Genomic DNA, 17597 nt, shown 5'->3' on the forward strand with positions numbered 1-17597 from the left:
TCAGGGACACAGCCAGCGGGGTGCCGTGGCCGTCGGTCAGCACGTGGTGCTCAGAGCCCGGCCGGCCACGGTCGACCGGACTCGGCCCGGTTTTGGGCCGCCCTTGAGCGCTCGGACGTGGAAGCTGTCGATCACCGCCCTGGACCAGTCCAGCCGTCCAGCGGCGTGCAGCTCCTCCAGCAGCAGCCGGTGCAGCCGCTCCCACACCCCAGCCTGTGCCACTCGGCCAGCCTGCGCCAGCACGTCATCCCTGACCCGAATCCCAGCTCCTGGGCAGGTACTCCCACCGGATCCCGGTGTGCAGCACGAACAAGATCCCGCACAGCACCTTGCGATCGTCCAGCCGCTTGCGGCCGGGATGATGCTTGCGGCGCTCCACCCTCGGCAGCAGCGGCTCAACCCGTTCCCACAGGCTGTCGGGCACGATCCACGGGGGTTGCTCGCCCTTGCGCATGCCCTCACCGAACACCGCGAACTACCACACGTCCCGCCGTATAAGCATTCTGTTATGACCTCTAAGGCGTCAACGACCGACCGACGTCGTCTCCGTTGCGGCCCTCCCGTGATCAGCAGCGCGGCGCCCTAGCACGCGGGTGTCAACGACCGGCCGACGGTCCTCTCCGTTGGGGCTGCCAATACGCAGGTCACAGATGACGCACTCAACCCGGGTGTCAACGACCGACCACCGGTCGTCTCCGTTGCGGCCTGTGGCATCCTACGGCGCTAGCAATGGCGACCAAAGTGTCAACGACCGTCCGACGGTCGTCTCCGTTGCGGCTTCGTACGTAGCCGCCGGGTTGCCGCCTCACCGGGTGTCAACGACCGTCCGGCGGTCGTCTCTGTTACGGCATCGATTACCCGCCGGTCAACGGGCCGACCGGCTACCCGCGTTTCAACGACCGACCGTCAATCGTCTCCGTTGCGGCGCCATGATCGCCCGCGAGCTCATAATCCGGGCCCTGGCGTGCCAACGACCGGCCGGCGGTCGTCTCCGTTGCGGCCTGTGGTCCCGAAAGAAGTCGCGCAGATCTTTGATCACGTGTCAACGACCAGTCGACGGTCGTCTGGTCGTCTCTATTGGGGCCTCGGATCGCGGGCGCCAGTAGGAACGAGCGAGTCGTAGGGTTAACGACTGGCCGGCGGTCGTCTCCATTGCGGCTGCCCGTAGTCCACGATGCACAGCCCGGCTGGCCGGAGGTTAACGACCGGCCGACGGTCGTCTCCGTTGCGGCCCGACCGCGACCAGCGACGGCGCACACCGCCGGATGGTGTCAACGACCGGCCGACAGTCGTCACCGTTGAGGCCCTTGCGCCGGGGTGGCGATCATTTCGAGTCCGCCGGGCGGCAACGAGCGGCCGACGGTCGTCTCCATTGCGGCGGGATCGGCAAGGAGACCACGCCCGGCACCGCCGTGAGTGTCAACGACCCGTCGACGGTCGTTCCCGTTGCAGCCCGAGGCCGCGCCCGGCGGCACTCGGCACGATGGGCAGGAACCAACGACCGCCGACGGTTGTCTCCGTTGCAGCGACTTCGAGATAACCGTCACCGGGCAGTCAACCAACGTGCCAACGGCCGACCGTCGGTCGTCTCCGTTGTGGCGCATACTCGGCGGAGTTAACGTCTCGGGTCGCCGGTGTTAACGGCCGGTCGACGGTCGTCTCCATTGCGGCTTCTCCGGCGCGTCCATGATCGGACGGCCGCACCGTGTCAACGGCTGGCCGACGGCCGTCTCCGTTGCGGCAGAAAGTGATGCGGCTAAAAGAGCGGCCATAGCTGCCAGGTGGACCGTTCCGGGTTGGTTGGAGGCCCTTGTCAGTCACCTGGAGGGGTGACGGGCTATGGCGCCTCAGAAAGAGTATTCTGCCGAACTGCGTGAACGCGCGGTGCATCGTGAGGCGTTGCGGACCTGGATCCGGCTGGCTGAGGTCGATGGCGAGAAGCGTCAGGGCACCACGGTCAGAGACGCGCAGCGCATCGCCGAACTGGAGCGCGAGAATCGTGAGTCGCGGCCCCCGGTCGCACATGGATAGATCCGACCGGTGCCATGTCGGCTCGTTGTCGGCTCGGTGGTTTTGGAACGGACTGGCACGGAGCGGGATGTGGCGGCATGGGGATGGTGCTGGATGCGGACAGAGCGGTACAGTCTGGTAGTGAGAGCACTGTTCTGATACGAGAGCAGCCGACTTTTAATCCGTAGGTTGTGGGTTCGAGTCCCACGCGACCCACCACCCCTGACCTGCAAAAACGCGAAAACGCCCGGCTTGTCCGCCGTCACGTTTGCCCTACTTCGTTCCCATGTCGGCTCGAGGGCGGCTCGTGGGCACGCACCGGGACACACGGCCACATCGGAAACCCCCTTGATCGGGCGGCTTTCAACGCGCCCGTCAACCGGCGGTTCGGTCCGCACCCCATTCCGGCTCCACCTTCAGAGGCGTTGGAGATCGGAAGGTTGGCTCAGCTGGCCCTACCCGCAGTGGCCTTGATTGCGGTGTGGCGGCGCGGTGGTGTGGCTACGGTCGCTGGGGTGACGGTTGATGACGTGCTCTACTTCTGGCACGAGGCGGCGGTGCCCGCCGACGTGGAGATCACGCAGGTGTACGGGCACCTGCTGTGTCCGCAGACGGCGCGGGTGCTGGTGCAAGAGGACGAGGGATGGTTCAACCTGCCGGGCGGGACTCCCGAGCGGTGGGACGACGACATCGTGGCGACGCTGGTCCGTGAGGCGTTCGAGGAGAACCAGGTGCGGGTCACCGACGCGGTTTACCTCGGCTATCAGGAGGTGCACCGGCCCGGGATGGTCCCGTACGCGCAGGTGCGGATGGCGGGGCTGATCGGCGCGTTCGAACCGCGACGGCCCGATCCCGACGGCGGCCGGGTGTATCGCCGGTTGATGACCTCGCTGTCTGAGGCCCCGCAGGTGCTGGGGTGGGGCGAACCAGCGGTGGCCCAGGCCAAAGCGGCGGCCCGGGTCGCCGAGGAACTCTGGAAGCTGTCGGTCACTTCGCCCGCGCCGGCCGGTTACGTCGACTGAGCGAATCGCGGCCGATCGGGCGCTGGTCCGGTCGGCTCGTCAGCTCGATCCTGCCCTTCCCGGAGAGCATTGGTCCCGAGCGTCAGCCGACCAGGTGGTTTCGGTGCCGGGCTGATCGTCCAAGGCGCTCTACGGTGAAGGAACTCCCGGACGGTCTGTTCGTAGTTGTAGCGGGCGGCGACCCGGCGGCCTGTCGCCCGGAGCCGGACCCGGTCGGCGGTGGTGATGGTGAGGGCGTGCTGCAGGGCGGCTGCGAGCGCCCGGGGGTCGGCGGCCGGGACGGTGAATCCGGCGCCGGTGGTGACCAGATCGGCCAGCCCACCGGCGGTGGTGGCGATGACGGGGGCGGCGCCGGCGACGAACGCCTCCAAGGGGATCCTTCCGAACGGCTCGGCGCGGGAGGGCACCACGACGGCGGCGAGCGCGGGGTGGACGAGCAGGCTGCGCAGACCGGGATCGAAGCGGGGCAGCAGTGTCACATTCAGGTTCTGCTCGGCGATGCGTTGGGCGAGATGCTGCTGGTAGTCAGTGAGATCGCGGGTGTCGGTGACGGCCGCGAGCAGCGTGTGAGGCACGGCGACGTCGCGGCTCTTCAAGATGGCCATGGCGTCCAGGAGGTCGTCGAAGCCTTTGTAGGGGACGGCGCGGCCCATCGCCAGGACGAATCCGGTGCGGGCCTTCGGTGGAAGTAGCCGGGTGTCGGGCGGCGCGATGCGGCGCCAGTCGTCGCCGGTGAGGCCGTTGGGCAGGTCCAGCAGTCCGGTATCGGGCAGGTGGTAGGCGTCGGCGAGGTGGGCTCGCATGTACGCGGAGATCGCCGCGACCCGGCCTCCGGCGGCGATGGTTCGCTGGAGCCCAGTGCGCTCCCACGCCACCCTCTGAGTGTCGTCGGGGCTGTACAAGGCCGCCGTGGCGCGGGCGACGATCACCAGCTCGGGGCACAGCCGCGGGTGCAGGTGGGGAGCCAGTTCCGCAGCCGGGTGCTGGGCGTGTCGGAGTCGAGGTTCCACATGTGGCGCAAGCGCCCGCCGTCACCGCGGGCGATCCGGCACGCCTGGCTCACCGAGCAGATCCGCCGCGTGCACGCCGACTTCCGCGGCACCTACGGCGGCAAGCGCGTGCACGCCGAGCTCACCCTCGGCCTGGGCATCGCCGTCGGGCACGGAGCAGTGGAGATACTGATGCGCCGCGCCGGCCTGCGTGGTCTTCCCGGCAGCCGGCGGCGGCGCCTGATCCACCAGACGCCGACCGCAGCCGACCTGGTGGACCGCCAGTTCGCCCGCAGCGAGCCGGATGAGCTGTGGGTTACCGATATCACCGAGCATCCCACCCGGGAGGGCAGGGTGTACTGCTGCGTGGTGCTGGACGCCTTCTCCCGCAAGGTGGTCGGCTGGTCGATCGACTCCGCGCAGACCGCGACGTGTCGCCGTCCTGCGGCTTGGGCAGTTCCTCCCACGCCGGGTGCTGCGCGCCGCCCTTGCCTGCCTCCTTCTCGGTCACCGTCGTCGTGGCAGCTGCCTCCAGCGCATCGAGCTGCACGGCGGCCGGCGGCGTCACTCCGACACCCATGGCTGGGAGGCGTCGCCCCGAATGCCGATCATGGCATGGCCTTTCGCGCTGCTGTACCCGAGGCTTGAGCAGCGACGACTTGGCCGGTCGTGGGGGCAAGTCGACACGGGCGGTGGCGTAGGTGCCCCAAGAGGCCGGGCGAGTAGGCAAGAGCCGTCGGGATGCATGGAAGTCGCAGGCTGGACGACGTAGAGAAATGATGAGGTTCGGGTGCCGGGGCCGGGTCGGGTGAGCGGCAGCCCGGTTCTTCGCAATACCCAGTCTTGGTGATACCGCGCGCATCTGCGCTCCCTGAGCCTGAAGGGGTCAGCACGGGCACCGAAGGAGAGCACCCATGCAGCGCACCGTGATCAAGGCAAAAGACCGGTGGATGTCACGTCTCATACGCCCTGTGAGGCGATTCAGCGAGTCAAGGAGAGCCCCAGGAAAAAGCACGGCACGGTTCCTCGCAATGCCGGCGGTCATCGGACTGGCACTCGCCGGTCTGTCCGCCACAGCGGCACACGCGTCCGTCTCACTCTCCGACGGCTTCGAGGGCAACCCCTGGAGCCGCTGGGAGGCGCTGGTGAGCGGGGACGGCAGGGCCGACGTGGACATCGACCAGGGCTTTGCCCGGACCGGCACCAACAACGGCTGGCTGTACACCGGCCAGGGGTGGGCGGCCGAACGCATCGCAGTACCGGTCGGTTCCTGGTCGGACCGGTCGAACTGCAGCGCGGAGATCTACGCGCAGCCGGTGGGCGGAGGCGCCCAGGTCGGCCTCGAAATCTGGGACCCCAACGGCTGGCGCAAGCTGACCGCCACGGCGCCCTGGCTCACCGGCCCCGGCTACCAGCCCATCAGGACCAGGCCGGTCGACCTGCGTGGGATCGACAAGGTCTATGTCCAGGCCATCTTCGGCAAGGACAACGGGGTCAAGCAGTTCGTCCGGCTGGACGACATGACCTTGCGGTGCGGCTCCTGACCCTGACGCGCGCGAGGCACTGACGCCCGCCGCCCGCCGACGCGGCGGGCGGCGGGCGGCGGGCCGAGCCCGGTTACACGAGTCGGCTGGACGTCATGCGGTAATGGCCGCTATCAGGTCATGCCGTCCGCAGGCGCCGGTCTTGCGGTAGATCGCCTTGAGGTGTTCGTTGACGGTGTTCACCGACAGATCGAGCCGGCGGGCGATCTGCTTGGCCGCGGAGCCGTCCTGCAAGGAGTGCATGATCTGCTGTTCACGGGTGGTGATCTGGTACCAGTCGCAGAACGTCGGGAGCAGCAGGGCGCCGGTCGCACACTGGATCAAGATCGCGACATCCCCGTCATCGCCGAGCGGCTGCGCCTCCACCGCGATCCATCCGCCGTTTCCGACTGACGGAACGCACACCCGCGGGTAGCGCGCCCGGGGGTCGCGGGCGTGCTCGCGAGCCTCGAACGCCAGTGTGGCGGCGCAGGCTTCAAAGAGCCAATCCGGAATCGCCTGCCGCTCGACCATTGGGTCCAGCCACCGCCGGGCCTGCGGTGTCCATGACTTGACCTTGCCGTCGGGGCCTACGACGAGCAGGCCCGCCGGCGGCCGCTGTGCCGGGGGCACGAGGGGCCCCGCGATCACGTAACTGCGCACGGCGGCGATCAGCGACGATCCGGCCGCGGCGATCCGATGACGGTCACCCGCGTCGAACGGCCGGGCGCCGGCCGCCCTGGCCAGGCCGAGCACTCCCCACACGCCACGCAGGTCGCGCAGCACAAAGCTCAGTTCCTCACCCACTCCGCACTCGGCGAACAGCCAGTCAGGCGCATCCACGCGGCGCACCCGGTCCGCCACGCCCACCGGCACCGGCTGCCGCGCCAGGGCGGTCAGGCTGCCGGGCCGGTCCCCGGCCATGCTGCCGACGCTCACCACCTCGCGACCGAGATCGGGCCCATACTCGTGCCAGAACCCCAGCCCGGACACGCCCATGCCCAAAGACGGGCTCATCACGCAACACCGCAACGCGTCATGCGCGACCAGCCGAGCGATCACCCCCGACAGCGCCGCCCCCGTCTCTTCAAGCCCGGCACCTGGCACCAGTGCCGCACACAGGTCCCGGAACAACCGGTCCTCGGCAACCCTCATGCGCCCAAGTGTGGACCCAAGATGCCGTTACACTCGGCAAGTATCCAGTAGCAGAGCGGGGCCTGTTCCGGACCTCTGAGCATCGCCGATCACAATGCGTTCCACGGTCGGCGGCCGGTGAGGACGACCCGGGGGCCACCTTGGCGCGAACGCGCCGCCAGAGCCCGCCAGAACGGCGCCCGCACTAGCTACCCCGCCCGTCTCATCGAGGGCCAGAGAACCTACGGGTGGGCCGAAGCCCTCAACGAACTCGCCGCCGCGTATCCGGGCCACATATACCGTGCGCAGGAAGGGCCGCCGATGAGCGGGCCACAAGATCGCCAACCGTCCATGTCGGCTCGTTGTCGGCTCAGCGGTTCCGAACCAGATCGGCACGCGGTGGCAGCGGACGCTCTCGATCACGCGGCACGCGCTGCGGCGGACCGGCCACCGGCACGCGCGGCGGCGGACCGCCTGAGCACCGCGCGTCGTCGGCGCCGTCTGGTGCCGGGCACCCGCCACCCGGCCCGCAGCACATGCGTGGTGGTCTGCTCGGCGGCGGTGTGCGCGACCTTGGGCGGCACGCCGGTGTAGGTGTCGGCGGTCAACACGATGCTGGAATGCCCGAGCACGTCGCCGGGTCGCCAGAAGCACCGCGAGCACGCGGCGGTCCACGTCGTACAGCGCATCGTCGCTCCGGTTGACGAACGCCTGCCCGTCACCGGCCACCTTCACCAGCGCCCCCAGCGACAGCAGCGACTGCGCCACCATGACAAGATCGCCCCGCTTGTCGCGATCCTCCATCGCGAACGTGATCCCGGCACGGACGATCTCCTCGTCCGCCGCGAACGCGACCACCCGGTCCACCAACCAGCCCAGCGGTGTAGTTGCCGAATAGCACGTCCGCGCAGGTCAAGCGACGTGTTCGTACTCGTTGGGGATTCCGTCCAGGCGTGGTCTTCTTCGGAGGTTCAGGTGGGCGATCTCGTCGGATTCGGTGATCGGTGGAGGCAGCGGCTTCAAGGGCGGGCGTTGGCGATGCCCTGATGAGCCCGATGCTCGTTGTAGAAGGTCTCGAACTCACAGAGCGCGTGAAGCAGGTGCCGGTGGTTCCAGATCAACATGCGGTCCAGGAGCTCGCGGCGGCAGGTCTGCACCCACCGCTCCATGACCGCGTTCATCCTGGGCATTCGCACCCCGGTGAGCACCACCCGAATACCAGCATCGGCCAGGACGGCGACGAACACCTCGGGGAACTTGCCATCGCGGTCGCGGATTACGAATCGCGCCCGGCAGCCGGCTTCGATGGAACCGGGCCGCTCGGCCGCCCCTTTGGAGCATCATCTCGCCTGGCGTCGCTTCTTCCATTCGGCGACGACGGCCTCGACCTGTTTGCGGATGTCGTCACTGCGGTTCGCGCTGCCGTTGATGTCACGACACGCTTGGTGGTACTCGGCCCACAGGGCATCATCGGCGAGTCGGAACCTTCGTTGCGGGCTGCCGGGCGTAGGCATGTCAGCCGCTCAGCTTCGCGATCAGCGAGCGCAGGTGAGGCGCTGCGGCGTTCTCCTGGCCGCGCTTCACCCACGCTGCGATGTGGTCGCTGACCAGTTCGGCGAGGCTCGCCCGCTCGTCGTCGCTGAGGTCGACCGTGGTCGTGGTGTCGGTCCGGCGGTCGTACGCGGTGAAGAGGATGTCTCCGACCGCCTGTTCGGCCGCGGAAGGCCTGCGGTTGCGCTGGGCATGCCAAGCGGCGCTGTTGTTGACGACGCCCCAGCCGTGCAGGGCCTCGTAGTTGGTGAGTTCGAGCCTCATGAGGCCGGTACCTCTCGCCACAAGAAGGTGTGGCCACACCCTACGCGCCGCACGCAACCTACGCAGGTGTGATCGCACCGGCCAGCGGATGGCACGTCCGTTACCGACCGCGCACAGCCATCGGCGGCCCTGCGGAACCAGGCCCGGTGAACGCGCCGCCAGAGCCCCGTTCACCGGGGCTCGCCAAGCTCCCTTCCGCGTTCGCGCCCGACTGGCCCGCGGGGAGGATCGGAACGGCCAGTAGCGACAACGGCTGGATCTTCGCTTCGGTTGATCACTTGGCCCGTTTGGCCTGGTTACGGCTCCTACGTTGCCGGGTATGCCAGTGGATTTCTTGTCTGATGAGCAAGTGGCCAGGTACGGACGGTTCCGGTGGAGCCGTCGCCGGGTGAGCTGGGAATGTTCTTCCGGCTGGATGAGCGCGCGTTGACGCACGCCCGGTCGAAGCGGGCGGCGGCGAATCGGCTGGGGTTGACGGTGCAGTGGGGCGCGGTACGGATGCTGGGCGCGTTCGTGACCGAGGACCTGGCGGGGGTGCCGGAGGCGGTGGTGCGGTTCGCTGCGGACCAGGTACGCCGATCCGGCGGAGTTCGGGGCGTATGCGGAGCGGCGGCAGAGCCGGTATGAGCATGCGTGGGACATCCGGGACGCCTAGGGCTACACCGAGTTCGTCGGTGGAGGAGCAGGTGCGGGCGTTCGTGGGCGCGCGGGTGTGGCGTCGCAGGAGGGACCGCGTGCGCTGTTCGACCGGGCGGTGGTGTGGTTGGTGGAGCTTCGGGTTCTGCTGCCAGGGATCACGACGCTGACGCGTCTGGTGGCCGAGGTTCGCCGGGCGGAGAACGCCCGGCTGTACGGGCTGTTGGCCGAGCGGACTCCGGCCGAGACCGCGGTGGCGTTGCGGCGCCTGCTGCGGGTACCCGAGGACCGGCGGATGTCGGAGTTGGAGCGGCTGCGGACCTCGCCGGTGAAGGCGTCAGGCCGGGTGCTGGTACGGGAGCTGAGCCGGGTCGCCGAGATCGCCGGGTTGGACGCCGGGCGGGTGTCGACCGAGCCGGTGCCGGCGGTGAAGCTGGCGTCGCTGGCCCGGTGCGGGATGGCGTCCAAGGCTCCGACACTGCGGGATCTGAAGGAGCGGCGGCAGACCGCGACGCTGCTGGCCACGGTGCGGCACCTGGAGACCGCGTCGATCGATGACACGCTGGACGTGCTGGACCTGCTGATCACCTCGAACCTGTTGGCGCGGGCCGAGCGGGCGGGCAAGGCCGAGCAGCTGCGGACGCTGCCGAAGCTGCGCCTCGCGGCGCGACACGTCGCCTCGGCGATGGAGATCTTGATGGGTGCCCCGCAGGCGATCGAGGACCGCCTGGTGTCGCTGGCGGAGGTGTGGAACGAGATCGAGCGGGTGGTTCCGCGGGAGAAGCTGTCGGCGGCAGTCGAGGTGGTCGCGGCGTTCGTGCCCGAGACCGACGACGACGCGGCGGCCGCGTGGCGGGCCGAGCTGGTGAAACGGGACCGGACGGTGCAGCAGTTCATCGAGCTGCTGCTGGAGACGATCGAGTTCCGTGCGGCGGAGGCCGGGCGGGGCGTGCTGGCGATGGTGGCCGCGGCCGCCGCGAGGGCCAAGGCCCGCCGCCGCTACGACCGCGCCGACGTCGCCGCGCACGAGGACCTGGTGGTCGGGTCGTGGCGGCCGCTGGTGTTCGCCAACCCCGACCTGCCCGCTGGGCAGGTCGACAAGGCCGCGTTCACGCTGTGCGCGCTGATGCACCTGCACGCCGCGTTGCGCAGCCGGGACGTGTTCGCCGCGGGCGCCGATCGATGGAGCGATCCGCGGGCCCGCCTGCTGGATGGTGAGGGTGGGTTGCGGCGCGGCCGCGGGTGCTGGCGGCGCTGGAGCTGGAGGAGGAGCCGGCCGGGCATCTGGCCGAGCTCGCGAGCTCCTCGCGGGCCAGTCCCCCGCCAGGTCTTCTCGGGCATCCCGCCCAGGGATCGGGCTTCTTCATCGCAGGGCCGCATGGGACGGGTCGAGCGCACCGCACCGCCGCCAGCTGGGTGCCGAGGCCCCGCCTTCCGTCTCAGAGGTGGTCGCGGCCGGACTGTTGTGCGGTCCGGTCCTGCTCCTGCGCCGAGGTTAGGGGGTTGAGGGCGGCGTTGAACACGGCGGCCACACCCGGTCCCAGCAGAACCGATGGTTCGACGCCGGTCTGGGTCAGGGCCATGAGCATAGACAGCGTCAGCGTGACCAGACCGTGCGCCATCTGATCAGGGTCGATGTCGGGACGGACCGTGCCTTCCTCCTGCTGGCCACGCAACCGCGCAGCCGACTCCTCGCGGAGCCGTTCCAGGGCAGGGATGCTCAGCAACCGAACGGTGAACTCCGGCTCCAGTCCCTTGAGGATCCGGTGGGCCAGCGGATGATGGGCCAGCGCCTGCAGCAGCGTGGACATCATCGTGTCGCGCCAGTGCTCCTGCGATGAGAACTCGGCCAGGCAAGCCAGGCCCTCCTCGATGACGGCGGTCGCGTCCGCATCGACGGCCGCGACGAACAGGGCCTCCTTGTTGGGGAAATAGACGTAGGCCGCGGTGCCGCTGAGCTTGGCATCGCGGGTGATCTCGGCGATCGAGGTGCCGCGGTAGCCGTCTTTGCTGAAACGGGCGATGGCAGCCTCGAGCAGCCGCTGCCGGGTACGGGCGGCCTTGGTGGTGGCGGGCACCTCGCCACGATACCGTGTTATAAAAATGAGTGATTGCCTAAACTCCTCATTTTTCGTAGGTTGAGGTCGAGACACCCACGACCACGGTGATGAGGCGAGGGCCAGATGAACCAGTCGGACTCGATGAAGGTCCGCCGTATCCACTTCCCCCACGGCGAAGGCTCCCTACGCCGCCACTTCGTCGACGGCGACCTGGTGATGAGCCATCTCGTCGCGGTCCTGTCGGCAACGTTCCCGCCCGGTGAGGACTTCTTCATCCGCTCGGTCCGTCACTACCACGGCCAGATCACCGACCCAGAGCTGAAAGCACAGGTCAAGACCTTCATTGGCCAGGAGGTCGTGCACGGCCGCGAACACGACTCCCTCAACCAGACACTGCGCCGGCTGGGCTACCCCACCCACCGCGTCCACCGCTCCGTCGAACGCGGGCTGCGGTTCAACACCCGCTTCTTGCCCGCCCGCGCCAACCTGGCGGCCACCGCCGCGCTCGAGCACTACACCGCCACCCTCGCCGAGAACCTGCTCACCGACGAGCGCTCACGCGTCCTGCTAGGCGACTCGACCGTCCGGGACATCCTGCTCTGGCACGCCCTGGAGGAATCTGAGCACAAAGCGGTCGCGTTCGACGTCTTCCGTTCCATCGGCGGCACCGACCGCATGCGCATCCGCGCCATGCGCAGGGTCACCGTCTTGTTCCTCCTGCACGTCAGCCTCTGGACCCTGCTGTCCCTGCTGACCGACCGCGCCGCCTACAACCCCCGCCGCCTGATACGCAGTCTCGCCGCCCTGCGCCACGCCCCCTTCCTCGACCGCGACGTCATCAGCCAGATCCGCGCCTACAACAAACCCGGCTTCCACCCCAGCGACATCGACTCCACCGCCACCCTCACCCACTGGCGCAACGAACTGTTCGGCCCGCACGGGACCCTGACCCCGCACCTCAGGTGACCACATAACCCCAACCTGCCCTCGGCCCGACCAGAACCGCCTCACGAGCACGGTCTGGAAGGGGTGCGCCGCGGAGCCAGGCGGCGCTCCACCACCCCCGAGGAGTCGATGCCGCGGCCACCGGATCTGGTCAACCGGCGCTTCACCGCCGACCGGCCGGACCGGTTATGGCTGGGCAATATCACCTCATGGGTGAGCCACAGGGTTGATCGAGCCGCGTGATCGCGGTGCTGGCAGGGTGTCGGTCGAGCCGTCGGCGGGTGACCACTGAGACATCACCGACCGCGAGGTCTGAAGTTGGACGGTGGCCCCGTCGGCTGCTGGGCTTGCAGCCGGCTGGCGAGGTGTTGCGCCACGAGCGCTTCCATGAGGGTGCGGCGCAGGCTCTCGGCTCGAACCTCGGTGACCTTCAGGGAGGGCTTGTTGCGTATCACGTGCGGATCGATTGGTCGGAGCGGCATCACGACGTCGCGCTGATGGACGAGGCGGGGTCAGGTCGTTGAACGCGCCCGCATCGGTGACGACCTGACCGGGTTCACCCAGCTGACAGAACTGCTGGCCGAGCAGGCCGAGAACGCGGGACCGACCGGGATCGACATCGCGATCGAGACCGACAAAGGACTGCTGGTCACCTCGCTGGTCGCGGCGGGCTTCACAGTGTTCGCAATCAACCCGCGGGCGGTGGCCCGTTACCGGGAGCGGCACGCACAGGCAGGCGGCAAGTCCGACCCCGGGGACGCCGCCGTCCTGGCCGACATTCTGCACATCGACCGACACCGGCACCGGCAACTTCCAGCCGACACGGCGCTGGCTCGTGGAATCAAGGCGGCCGCCAGGCAGCACAAGGAAGCGATCTGGGCCCGGCAGCAGACCGTCAGCCGGCTGCGCTCTTTGCTGCGCGACTACTATCCGGCGGCGCTGCTGACCTTCCCGAAACTGACCCACGCCGCCGCACTCACCGTGCTCAGGGCCGCACCGACCCCAAAGGCCGCAGCCCGTCTCAGCCCTGCACGGGTGACCACGCTGCTGCACCAAGCCGGCCGGCGCAACGACCCGGGCCTTGCCGAACGGGTCTCAGCTCAGCTGCGTCAGGACACCATGCGCCAACCTGCCGAGGTCGAGCAGGCTCTGGGCGTCGCGGCCGCCGGACTCCTGGACATCATCGCCGCGATGAGCGGTGCGATCAAAGCCCTGCAGGACCAACTCAACGTCTTGTTCGCCTGCCACAGGTAGGCCGCGATCATCACCAGCGTCCCCGGCATCGGCACGGTCCTGGGTGCCCGCCTCCTGGGCGAACTCGGCGACGACCCCGCCCGCTTCAGCGACATCGCGGGCCTGCGCGGATTCGCCGGGACCGCGCCGATCACCCGCGCCTCCGGCAAGTCCAGGATCGTCTCAGCGCGCCACATCCGCAACGACCGCCTCGCCGACGCCTGCCATTGGCGGGCCTTCGCCGCCATCACCTAGTCCCCCGGCGCCCGCGCCCACTACGACCGACGCCGAGCCGCAGGCGACACCCACAACGCAGCCCTCCGCAACCTGGCCAACAAACTGATCGCCAAGCTCTCGCACTGCCTGCACCACCACGTCCCCTACGACGAGACGACCGCCTGGCCCACCCGCCCAGCACACGCCCCGCCCCGCCCCGCCCCGCCCCAGGCAGCTTGACAACTCACCCACGTGAGGTGTCGACGTGCGCACCTGGGAAGGATGGGTGTACGTCGCGTTCGTGCTGGACGCCTTCTCCCGCCGGATCGTCGGCTGGCAACTGGCCGACCACCTGCGCACCGACCTGACGCACTGGAGATGGCACTGTGGCAACGCGGCCGCGAACGGCCAGTGCAGCCGGGCACCCTGATCCATCACTCCGACCGGGGCTGCCAATACGTCAGCTTCCGCTACACCACCCGGCTGACCGACCTGGGCGTGACCGCCTCGGTCGGCTCGGTCGGCGATTCCTATGACCACGCGATGGCCGAATCGCTCAACGCCACTTTCAAGACCGAGCTGATCCACCGCCGCACCTGGCGCACCCGCGACCAGATCGAGTACGCCATCGTCGATTGGGTCGGCTGGTACCACCACCGCCGGCTACACACCACCATCGGCGACGTCCCGCCCATCGAGTACGAGACTGCCCACTACCGTTCCATCAACGCACCAGCGTCAACCGGCGCCAGGTAAACCGGACTTCATCGAACCCGGTGGGCTTCAACGCGTTCGCGGTACTGCATCTGCTTTCGACGACGTTCCCGCCGCAACGGAGCTGCCCAAACGTACTTTTCGGCGAGCACACCGATCGTGCTGATCTAGAATAATCTCGGGGCCCATCGCGTGCGGATGTCCGGCCGTACTCCTAGGCTTGGTGGGTGGACAATGCTGCCGGACTGTCACCGCGCACGGGGCTGGGCGGCGCAGTCGGCACAGCCACGCTTGCGCCGGCCAAGTATGTGAACCCATCGGCCCTGCCGCAGGTGCTGATCGCGACGAACGAGCCGTGGGGCACCTACCACGTCAGGTCGCTGCTTGCCGAGGCCGAGCGCCGGGATATGCGGCTCACCCAGTTGGTGCCGGACCGTTCTCACATCTCGCTGGCTGACCCGGTACCGGTCGCGAGGCCCGAGGATGCGCTGCATGCTGATCTGCTTGTGGTGTCAGGGGCCGGGGACTGGCCGCTGGAGTGCGCGGCGCGGTTCCCACAGCTACCGCTGATGGCTAGTTCGCTCGCTTACCTGGGGCCGCAGGAGGCACCCGGGGCGGCACGGCTGAGGCGGCGGCTGCACGGCATCACCTCCTCGTCCCCGGCCGAGAGCCGGGCATTCGCCAGTCACTTGGGCACCCGGCGGCACATCCAGGTGGTCGGATCACCCCAGACTGACGACCTGCCCGTCCGTAGACCTGAGGCAGGACTGGTGCTCGTGCTCACCAGCGTCACGCACCCCGACGGGACAGGCACCGCGGCACCAGGCACCGAGCTGTTGCTCTCGGCGGCAAAGGCCCTGCATGAGTCGGGCAGGCGTATTCTGGTCGGATTGCACCCTCGTGAGAACCGCACGCTATGGAAGCAGTACGAGGTTAGCGACGTGCCGTCCGTGCAGGCGTCCGCACGCGCGGACGTCGCGATCGGGATTCCGGGCACGGCATTCCCGCTCGTCGTCGCCGTCGGAACTCCTGCGATCGGTTGCGTCGGCCCCGCATTGAGCGTGCCCGACTACCTGCTTTCGGTCTGCTCATCGACGATCGACAATGCTGTGGACGCGGTGGCAGCCGTCGCGGAGGCTCAACTACCCGACGATGTCATCCTCGCAGACGCTGTAGGCCCAATCGGCAACTCCGCCCGGCGCCTTCTGAACGCCTGGGCATGCCACGGCCGTGGCCCGGCCCTTTCACCACGATGAGGGGACGGGTCTGCTGTGGGGGTGGTCAAAGGGTCCGTCCCACAAAATTTTTTGCAAACGAGCCTAGGACGTCGGCAATGCCGCTTGACGGCGCAAACCCAGCGGCCGCGTCTGGTGTTGTGTCGTTCGCCGGGACCCTGTTCTTGTTGCCCCAGGCGTCCTTGGCGCCGCTGGGTCACGGCTCGGGATTCTGATCGAGGGCTGCCAGTTCACGTTCGATGCGTGGTTTCCAGGGCCAGTTGGCGGCGTGGTCTGGGCAGCGCAGGCCCTGCTCCCAGATCGTTCGTGCCTGCGAAGCACGACCGGTCGCTGCGAGCGCACGGCCGTAGTACAGCAGATCCCGGGCTAGTCCTTCACGTGCAGACGGTTCACCGTTCAGATCACTGGCCAGATGCTCGGCGAACAGGGTGATCGCCCGCGGCCAGTCGCCGAGGACGACTGCCGTACGGCCGCGCATACCGCGGAGCAGGTCGTCTTGGGCTAACTGACGCAGCCAGGGGTCTTCCTCTAGAAGCTCCAGTTGAACTTGGGCCAGCTCCACGTCATCGGTTTCGCTGGCCAGGTCGAGCAGCATATTCTGGCAGTTCATGATCCACCGTTGGGCGTGCGGCCCCTTGGCCTCCTGAGTGAAATAGGTCAGGGCCTCCTCCACCTGAGCCCGGTAGAAGTCCGGCGCAACAGTCCCGGCGTACAGGTGCATGTGCAGTGCGACCAGCCGGGAGATGGCAGCGCTGGTGCGGTTTCCGGCCCGCTCGGCTGCTGTCACGCTGCGGCGGAACCACCCATCAGCATTCGCGATCTGGCCGTGCAGGAAGTCGAGGTAGCCCAAGTCGTAAGTCAGGCTGGAGATCCGGGTTTCGGTGAGCGCGTCGGCGCCCGTGCCGAGTTGCTCAGCGGTGATGATCGCCTGTTGGAGCATGTTCCGGGCCCGCCGTAGATTGTCGGGATCACCCAAGCGGCGCAGGCGACTGGCCGAACCGTGCGCGAAGCCCAGCACCGTCAGAGTGCGTCGCTGCGGGTCGGCGATGAATTCACTCACCGCGTCGGCGTCGGTGAGCCTAGCGAGTACCGCGGCGTTCAGTGGGTCACCGCGCGGGTGATAACCCAGTACCGCATGCAAGGTTTCCGGCAGGGGCTCGTCGGTCGATGCCGCTCGTTGAGCCAAGATCGACGTCAGGCTGCTGACGAGATCAGGAATCCTGTCCGCGGCGATAGGTTCGATCGCCTCGTAGCCGGCCACGTAGTCCATCAGCAGATCTTCGGTCTGCAGGCGTGAAGCCTTGGCCAGTCCGTAAGACGGTTCGCCCAGTAGATCGGCGACCTGGGCGGCGGCCCGGGTGCGTTCAGTCTCGGAACGTGCCGCCTGGATAGCCAGTACCCCGTGCCGCGCGACGTTCGCCAGTGCATAGTCGTCTTCGCAGTTTGCCCAGGATGCACGATGAGCGTCGATGTACCGTCGCGCTATCTCGAAGTGGCTCTCGAAGGGGCTCACGCTCCACGGTTGTCTCTCGCCTGGGCTACCCCCGTCAAGAAGGAATTCTGCCAAGCTGGTGTGGCACAGGCGCACCCCCGCACCGGCACTGACAAGGAACTCCGCCAGATCGGTGAGAGCGGCGGTGACTCTGCGGTCCCCGTCGCGCGAGGCGCACAGCATCACCAGCTGATCGTCAGATAGTGAGTCCTGGGCGGCCGCCAGCACGCCCAGCAGTGGCCGGTAGACCTCCTGCCAGGTGGTGCGCCAGCCGGTGCCGACTCGCAGCCGCACGGCGTCGTACACCAGGACCAGGAAGTACTCATAGATTCCGTCAAGGCCGGTCGGCAGTTCGGCCAGATCGGTCAGCGCGGCGAGCCGGCGCCGATCCCCTTCGGTCACCGCCTTGCGCACGCCGTCGGCCCAGAGCCTGAGATACAGGAAGTTGCCTGCGGCCCGTTGAGCGACCATGCGGCTCAGCCGGGTGGGAGTCACGGGGCTGGAGGCCAGTGCGGCGGCGGTGGCCGGTTCGGCCAGCGCGGTGTCGGCATAGGCGCGCAGATCCTCGGTCAC

Annotated in this window: 20 protein-coding genes and 1 pseudogene; 12 read left to right on the plus strand and 9 right to left on the minus strand. The window is 68.4% G+C overall.

Annotation, left to right across the window (positions count from 1 at the left end; translation table 11 throughout):
* Positions 1-36 precede the first annotated feature (36 nt).
* Together E1300_RS53360 and E1300_RS53365 are read right to left on the minus strand one after the other, a co-directional pair.
* The gene (locus E1300_RS53360; RefSeq protein WP_207399591.1) at positions 37-222 is read right to left on the minus strand and encodes a hypothetical protein; all 186 of its coding nucleotides are present in this window, start codon (positions 220-222) and stop codon (positions 37-39) included.
* A 22-nt stretch (positions 223-244) separates the two neighbouring features.
* Complete coding sequence (locus E1300_RS53365) at positions 245-454, minus strand: transposase (RefSeq protein ID WP_207399592.1); 210 nt, start codon at positions 452-454, stop codon at positions 245-247.
* A gap of 1385 nt (positions 455-1839) precedes the next feature.
* Between E1300_RS53365 and E1300_RS09645 the strand changes: the two genes are divergently transcribed.
* Both E1300_RS09645 and E1300_RS09650 read left to right on the plus strand, forming a co-directional pair.
* Positions 1840-2031, plus strand: a complete 192-nt coding sequence (locus tag E1300_RS09645; RefSeq protein ID WP_131756547.1) for a hypothetical protein — start codon at positions 1840-1842, stop codon at positions 2029-2031.
* A 494-nt stretch (positions 2032-2525) separates the two neighbouring features.
* Positions 2526-3032: an NUDIX domain-containing protein gene (locus E1300_RS09650; RefSeq protein WP_242619038.1), complete on the plus strand. Its 507-nt coding sequence runs from the start codon at positions 2526-2528 to the stop codon at positions 3030-3032.
* On the opposite strand, the gene E1300_RS09655 is transcribed toward E1300_RS09650, so the two are convergent.
* On the minus strand, positions 3020-4042 hold the full coding sequence (locus E1300_RS09655; RefSeq protein WP_370784637.1) for a glycosyltransferase family 4 protein: 1023 nt from the start codon (positions 4040-4042) through the stop codon (positions 3020-3022). The two genes, E1300_RS09650 and E1300_RS09655, sit on opposite strands and share 13 nt — an antisense overlap.
* On the opposite strand from E1300_RS09655, the gene E1300_RS09660 reads away from it, so the two are divergent.
* Both E1300_RS09660 and E1300_RS09665 read left to right on the plus strand, forming a co-directional pair.
* Positions 4043-4669, plus strand: a complete 627-nt coding sequence (locus tag E1300_RS09660) for a DDE-type integrase/transposase/recombinase (RefSeq protein ID WP_131756549.1) — start codon at positions 4043-4045, stop codon at positions 4667-4669.
* 383 nt (positions 4670-5052) lie between these two features.
* Positions 5053-5565 carry a hypothetical protein gene (locus E1300_RS09665; protein WP_131756550.1) on the plus strand — a complete coding sequence of 171 codons (513 nt, stop codon included), beginning with the start codon at positions 5053-5055 and terminating at the stop codon, positions 5563-5565.
* A 93-nt stretch (positions 5566-5658) separates the two neighbouring features.
* On the opposite strand, the gene E1300_RS09670 is transcribed toward E1300_RS09665, so the two are convergent.
* The 4 genes from E1300_RS09670 to E1300_RS09685 form a co-directional block, all read right to left on the minus strand.
* Positions 5659-6699: a helix-turn-helix transcriptional regulator gene (locus E1300_RS09670; protein WP_131756551.1), complete on the minus strand. Its 1041-nt coding sequence runs from the start codon at positions 6697-6699 to the stop codon at positions 5659-5661.
* Between the two features lie 27 nt (positions 6700-6726).
* Positions 6727-7545 (minus strand): DUF2398 family protein, encoded by an 819-nt coding sequence (locus tag E1300_RS09675; RefSeq protein WP_306440647.1) that lies wholly within the window; start codon positions 7543-7545, stop codon positions 6727-6729.
* A gap of 152 nt (positions 7546-7697) precedes the next feature.
* Positions 7698-7925 carry an integrase core domain-containing protein gene (locus tag E1300_RS51425; protein ID WP_207399593.1) on the minus strand — a complete coding sequence of 76 codons (228 nt, stop codon included), beginning with the start codon at positions 7923-7925 and terminating at the stop codon, positions 7698-7700.
* 268 nt (positions 7926-8193) lie between these two features.
* Positions 8194-8493, minus strand: coding sequence for a hypothetical protein (locus E1300_RS09685; RefSeq protein ID WP_131756552.1), 300 nt, complete (start codon positions 8491-8493; stop codon positions 8194-8196).
* 372 nt (positions 8494-8865) lie between these two features.
* Here E1300_RS09685 and E1300_RS53370 point away from each other — a divergent pair, with 372 nt between their 5' ends.
* Both E1300_RS53370 and E1300_RS09695 read left to right on the plus strand, forming a co-directional pair.
* Positions 8866-9120 carry a DUF4158 domain-containing protein gene (locus tag E1300_RS53370; protein WP_278045352.1) on the plus strand — a complete coding sequence of 85 codons (255 nt, stop codon included), beginning with the start codon at positions 8866-8868 and terminating at the stop codon, positions 9118-9120.
* Positions 9121-9205: 85 nt separating this feature from the next.
* On the plus strand, positions 9206-10636 hold the full coding sequence (locus tag E1300_RS09695; RefSeq protein ID WP_131756554.1) for a DUF4158 domain-containing protein: 1431 nt from the start codon (positions 9206-9208) through the stop codon (positions 10634-10636).
* Here E1300_RS09695 and E1300_RS09700 read toward each other — a convergent pair.
* Positions 10569-11207, minus strand: a complete 639-nt coding sequence (locus E1300_RS09700) for a TetR/AcrR family transcriptional regulator (protein ID WP_165502760.1) — start codon at positions 11205-11207, stop codon at positions 10569-10571. The genes E1300_RS09695 and E1300_RS09700 overlap by 68 nt on opposite strands.
* Before the next feature lie 105 nt (positions 11208-11312).
* On the opposite strand from E1300_RS09700, the gene E1300_RS09705 reads away from it, so the two are divergent.
* From E1300_RS09705 to E1300_RS09720, 6 genes and pseudogenes are all read left to right on the plus strand, one after another.
* Positions 11313-12155 (plus strand): metal-dependent hydrolase, encoded by an 843-nt coding sequence (locus E1300_RS09705; RefSeq protein WP_207399594.1) that lies wholly within the window; start codon positions 11313-11315, stop codon positions 12153-12155.
* 495 nt (positions 12156-12650) lie between these two features.
* A pseudogene (locus E1300_RS51430) lies at positions 12651-13388 on the plus strand (IS110 family transposase); the annotation flags it as partial.
* Between the two features lie 9 nt (positions 13389-13397).
* A complete protein-coding gene (locus tag E1300_RS53900) occupies positions 13398-13622 on the plus strand; it encodes a transposase (protein WP_370784662.1) in 225 nt (74 codons plus the stop codon).
* Between the two features lie 226 nt (positions 13623-13848).
* Complete coding sequence (locus E1300_RS49925) at positions 13849-14013, plus strand: hypothetical protein (protein ID WP_165502761.1); 165 nt, start codon at positions 13849-13851, stop codon at positions 14011-14013.
* Positions 13962-14339 carry an integrase core domain-containing protein gene (locus E1300_RS09715; protein ID WP_165502762.1) on the plus strand — a complete coding sequence of 126 codons (378 nt, stop codon included), beginning with the start codon at positions 13962-13964 and terminating at the stop codon, positions 14337-14339. Before E1300_RS49925 ends, E1300_RS09715 begins: the two co-directional genes overlap by 52 nt.
* A 185-nt stretch (positions 14340-14524) precedes the next feature.
* Complete coding sequence (locus E1300_RS09720; protein ID WP_207399595.1) at positions 14525-15553, plus strand: hypothetical protein; 1029 nt, start codon at positions 14525-14527, stop codon at positions 15551-15553.
* 175 nt (positions 15554-15728) lie between these two features.
* Here E1300_RS09720 and E1300_RS09725 read toward each other — a convergent pair whose 3' ends face one another.
* Positions 15729-17597 (minus strand): hypothetical protein, encoded by a 1869-nt coding sequence (locus tag E1300_RS09725; protein ID WP_131756557.1) that lies wholly within the window; start codon positions 17595-17597, stop codon positions 15729-15731.

The organism is Actinomadura fibrosa, assembly GCF_900659615.1.
GTDB classification, from domain to species: domain Bacteria; phylum Actinomycetota; class Actinomycetes; order Streptosporangiales; family Streptosporangiaceae; genus Spirillospora; species Spirillospora fibrosa.

What these genes read in the sequence shown, in the direction of transcription:
- E1300_RS09715 (WP_165502762.1), top strand. Translation starts at nt 13,962, where the DNA reads ATGGCACTGTGGCAACGCGGCCGCGAACGGCCAGTGCAGCCGGGCACC.
- E1300_RS09665 (WP_131756550.1), top strand. Translation starts at nt 5,053, where the DNA reads ATGCCGGCGGTCATCGGACTGGCACTCGCCGGTCTGTCCGCCACAGCG.
- E1300_RS09685 (WP_131756552.1), bottom strand. Translation starts at nt 8,493, where the DNA reads ATGAGGCTCGAACTCACCAACTACGAGGCCCTGCACGGCTGGGGCGTC.
- E1300_RS09670 (WP_131756551.1), bottom strand. Translation starts at nt 6,699, where the DNA reads ATGAGGGTTGCCGAGGACCGGTTGTTCCGGGACCTGTGTGCGGCACTG.
- E1300_RS09705 (WP_207399594.1), top strand. Translation starts at nt 11,313, where the DNA reads ATGAACCAGTCGGACTCGATGAAGGTCCGCCGTATCCACTTCCCCCAC.
- E1300_RS53365 (WP_207399592.1), bottom strand. Translation starts at nt 454, where the DNA reads ATGCGCAAGGGCGAGCAACCCCCGTGGATCGTGCCCGACAGCCTGTGG.
- E1300_RS09660 (WP_131756549.1), top strand. Translation starts at nt 4,043, where the DNA reads ATGTGGCGCAAGCGCCCGCCGTCACCGCGGGCGATCCGGCACGCCTGG.
- E1300_RS09645 (WP_131756547.1), top strand. Translation starts at nt 1,840, where the DNA reads ATGGCGCCTCAGAAAGAGTATTCTGCCGAACTGCGTGAACGCGCGGTG.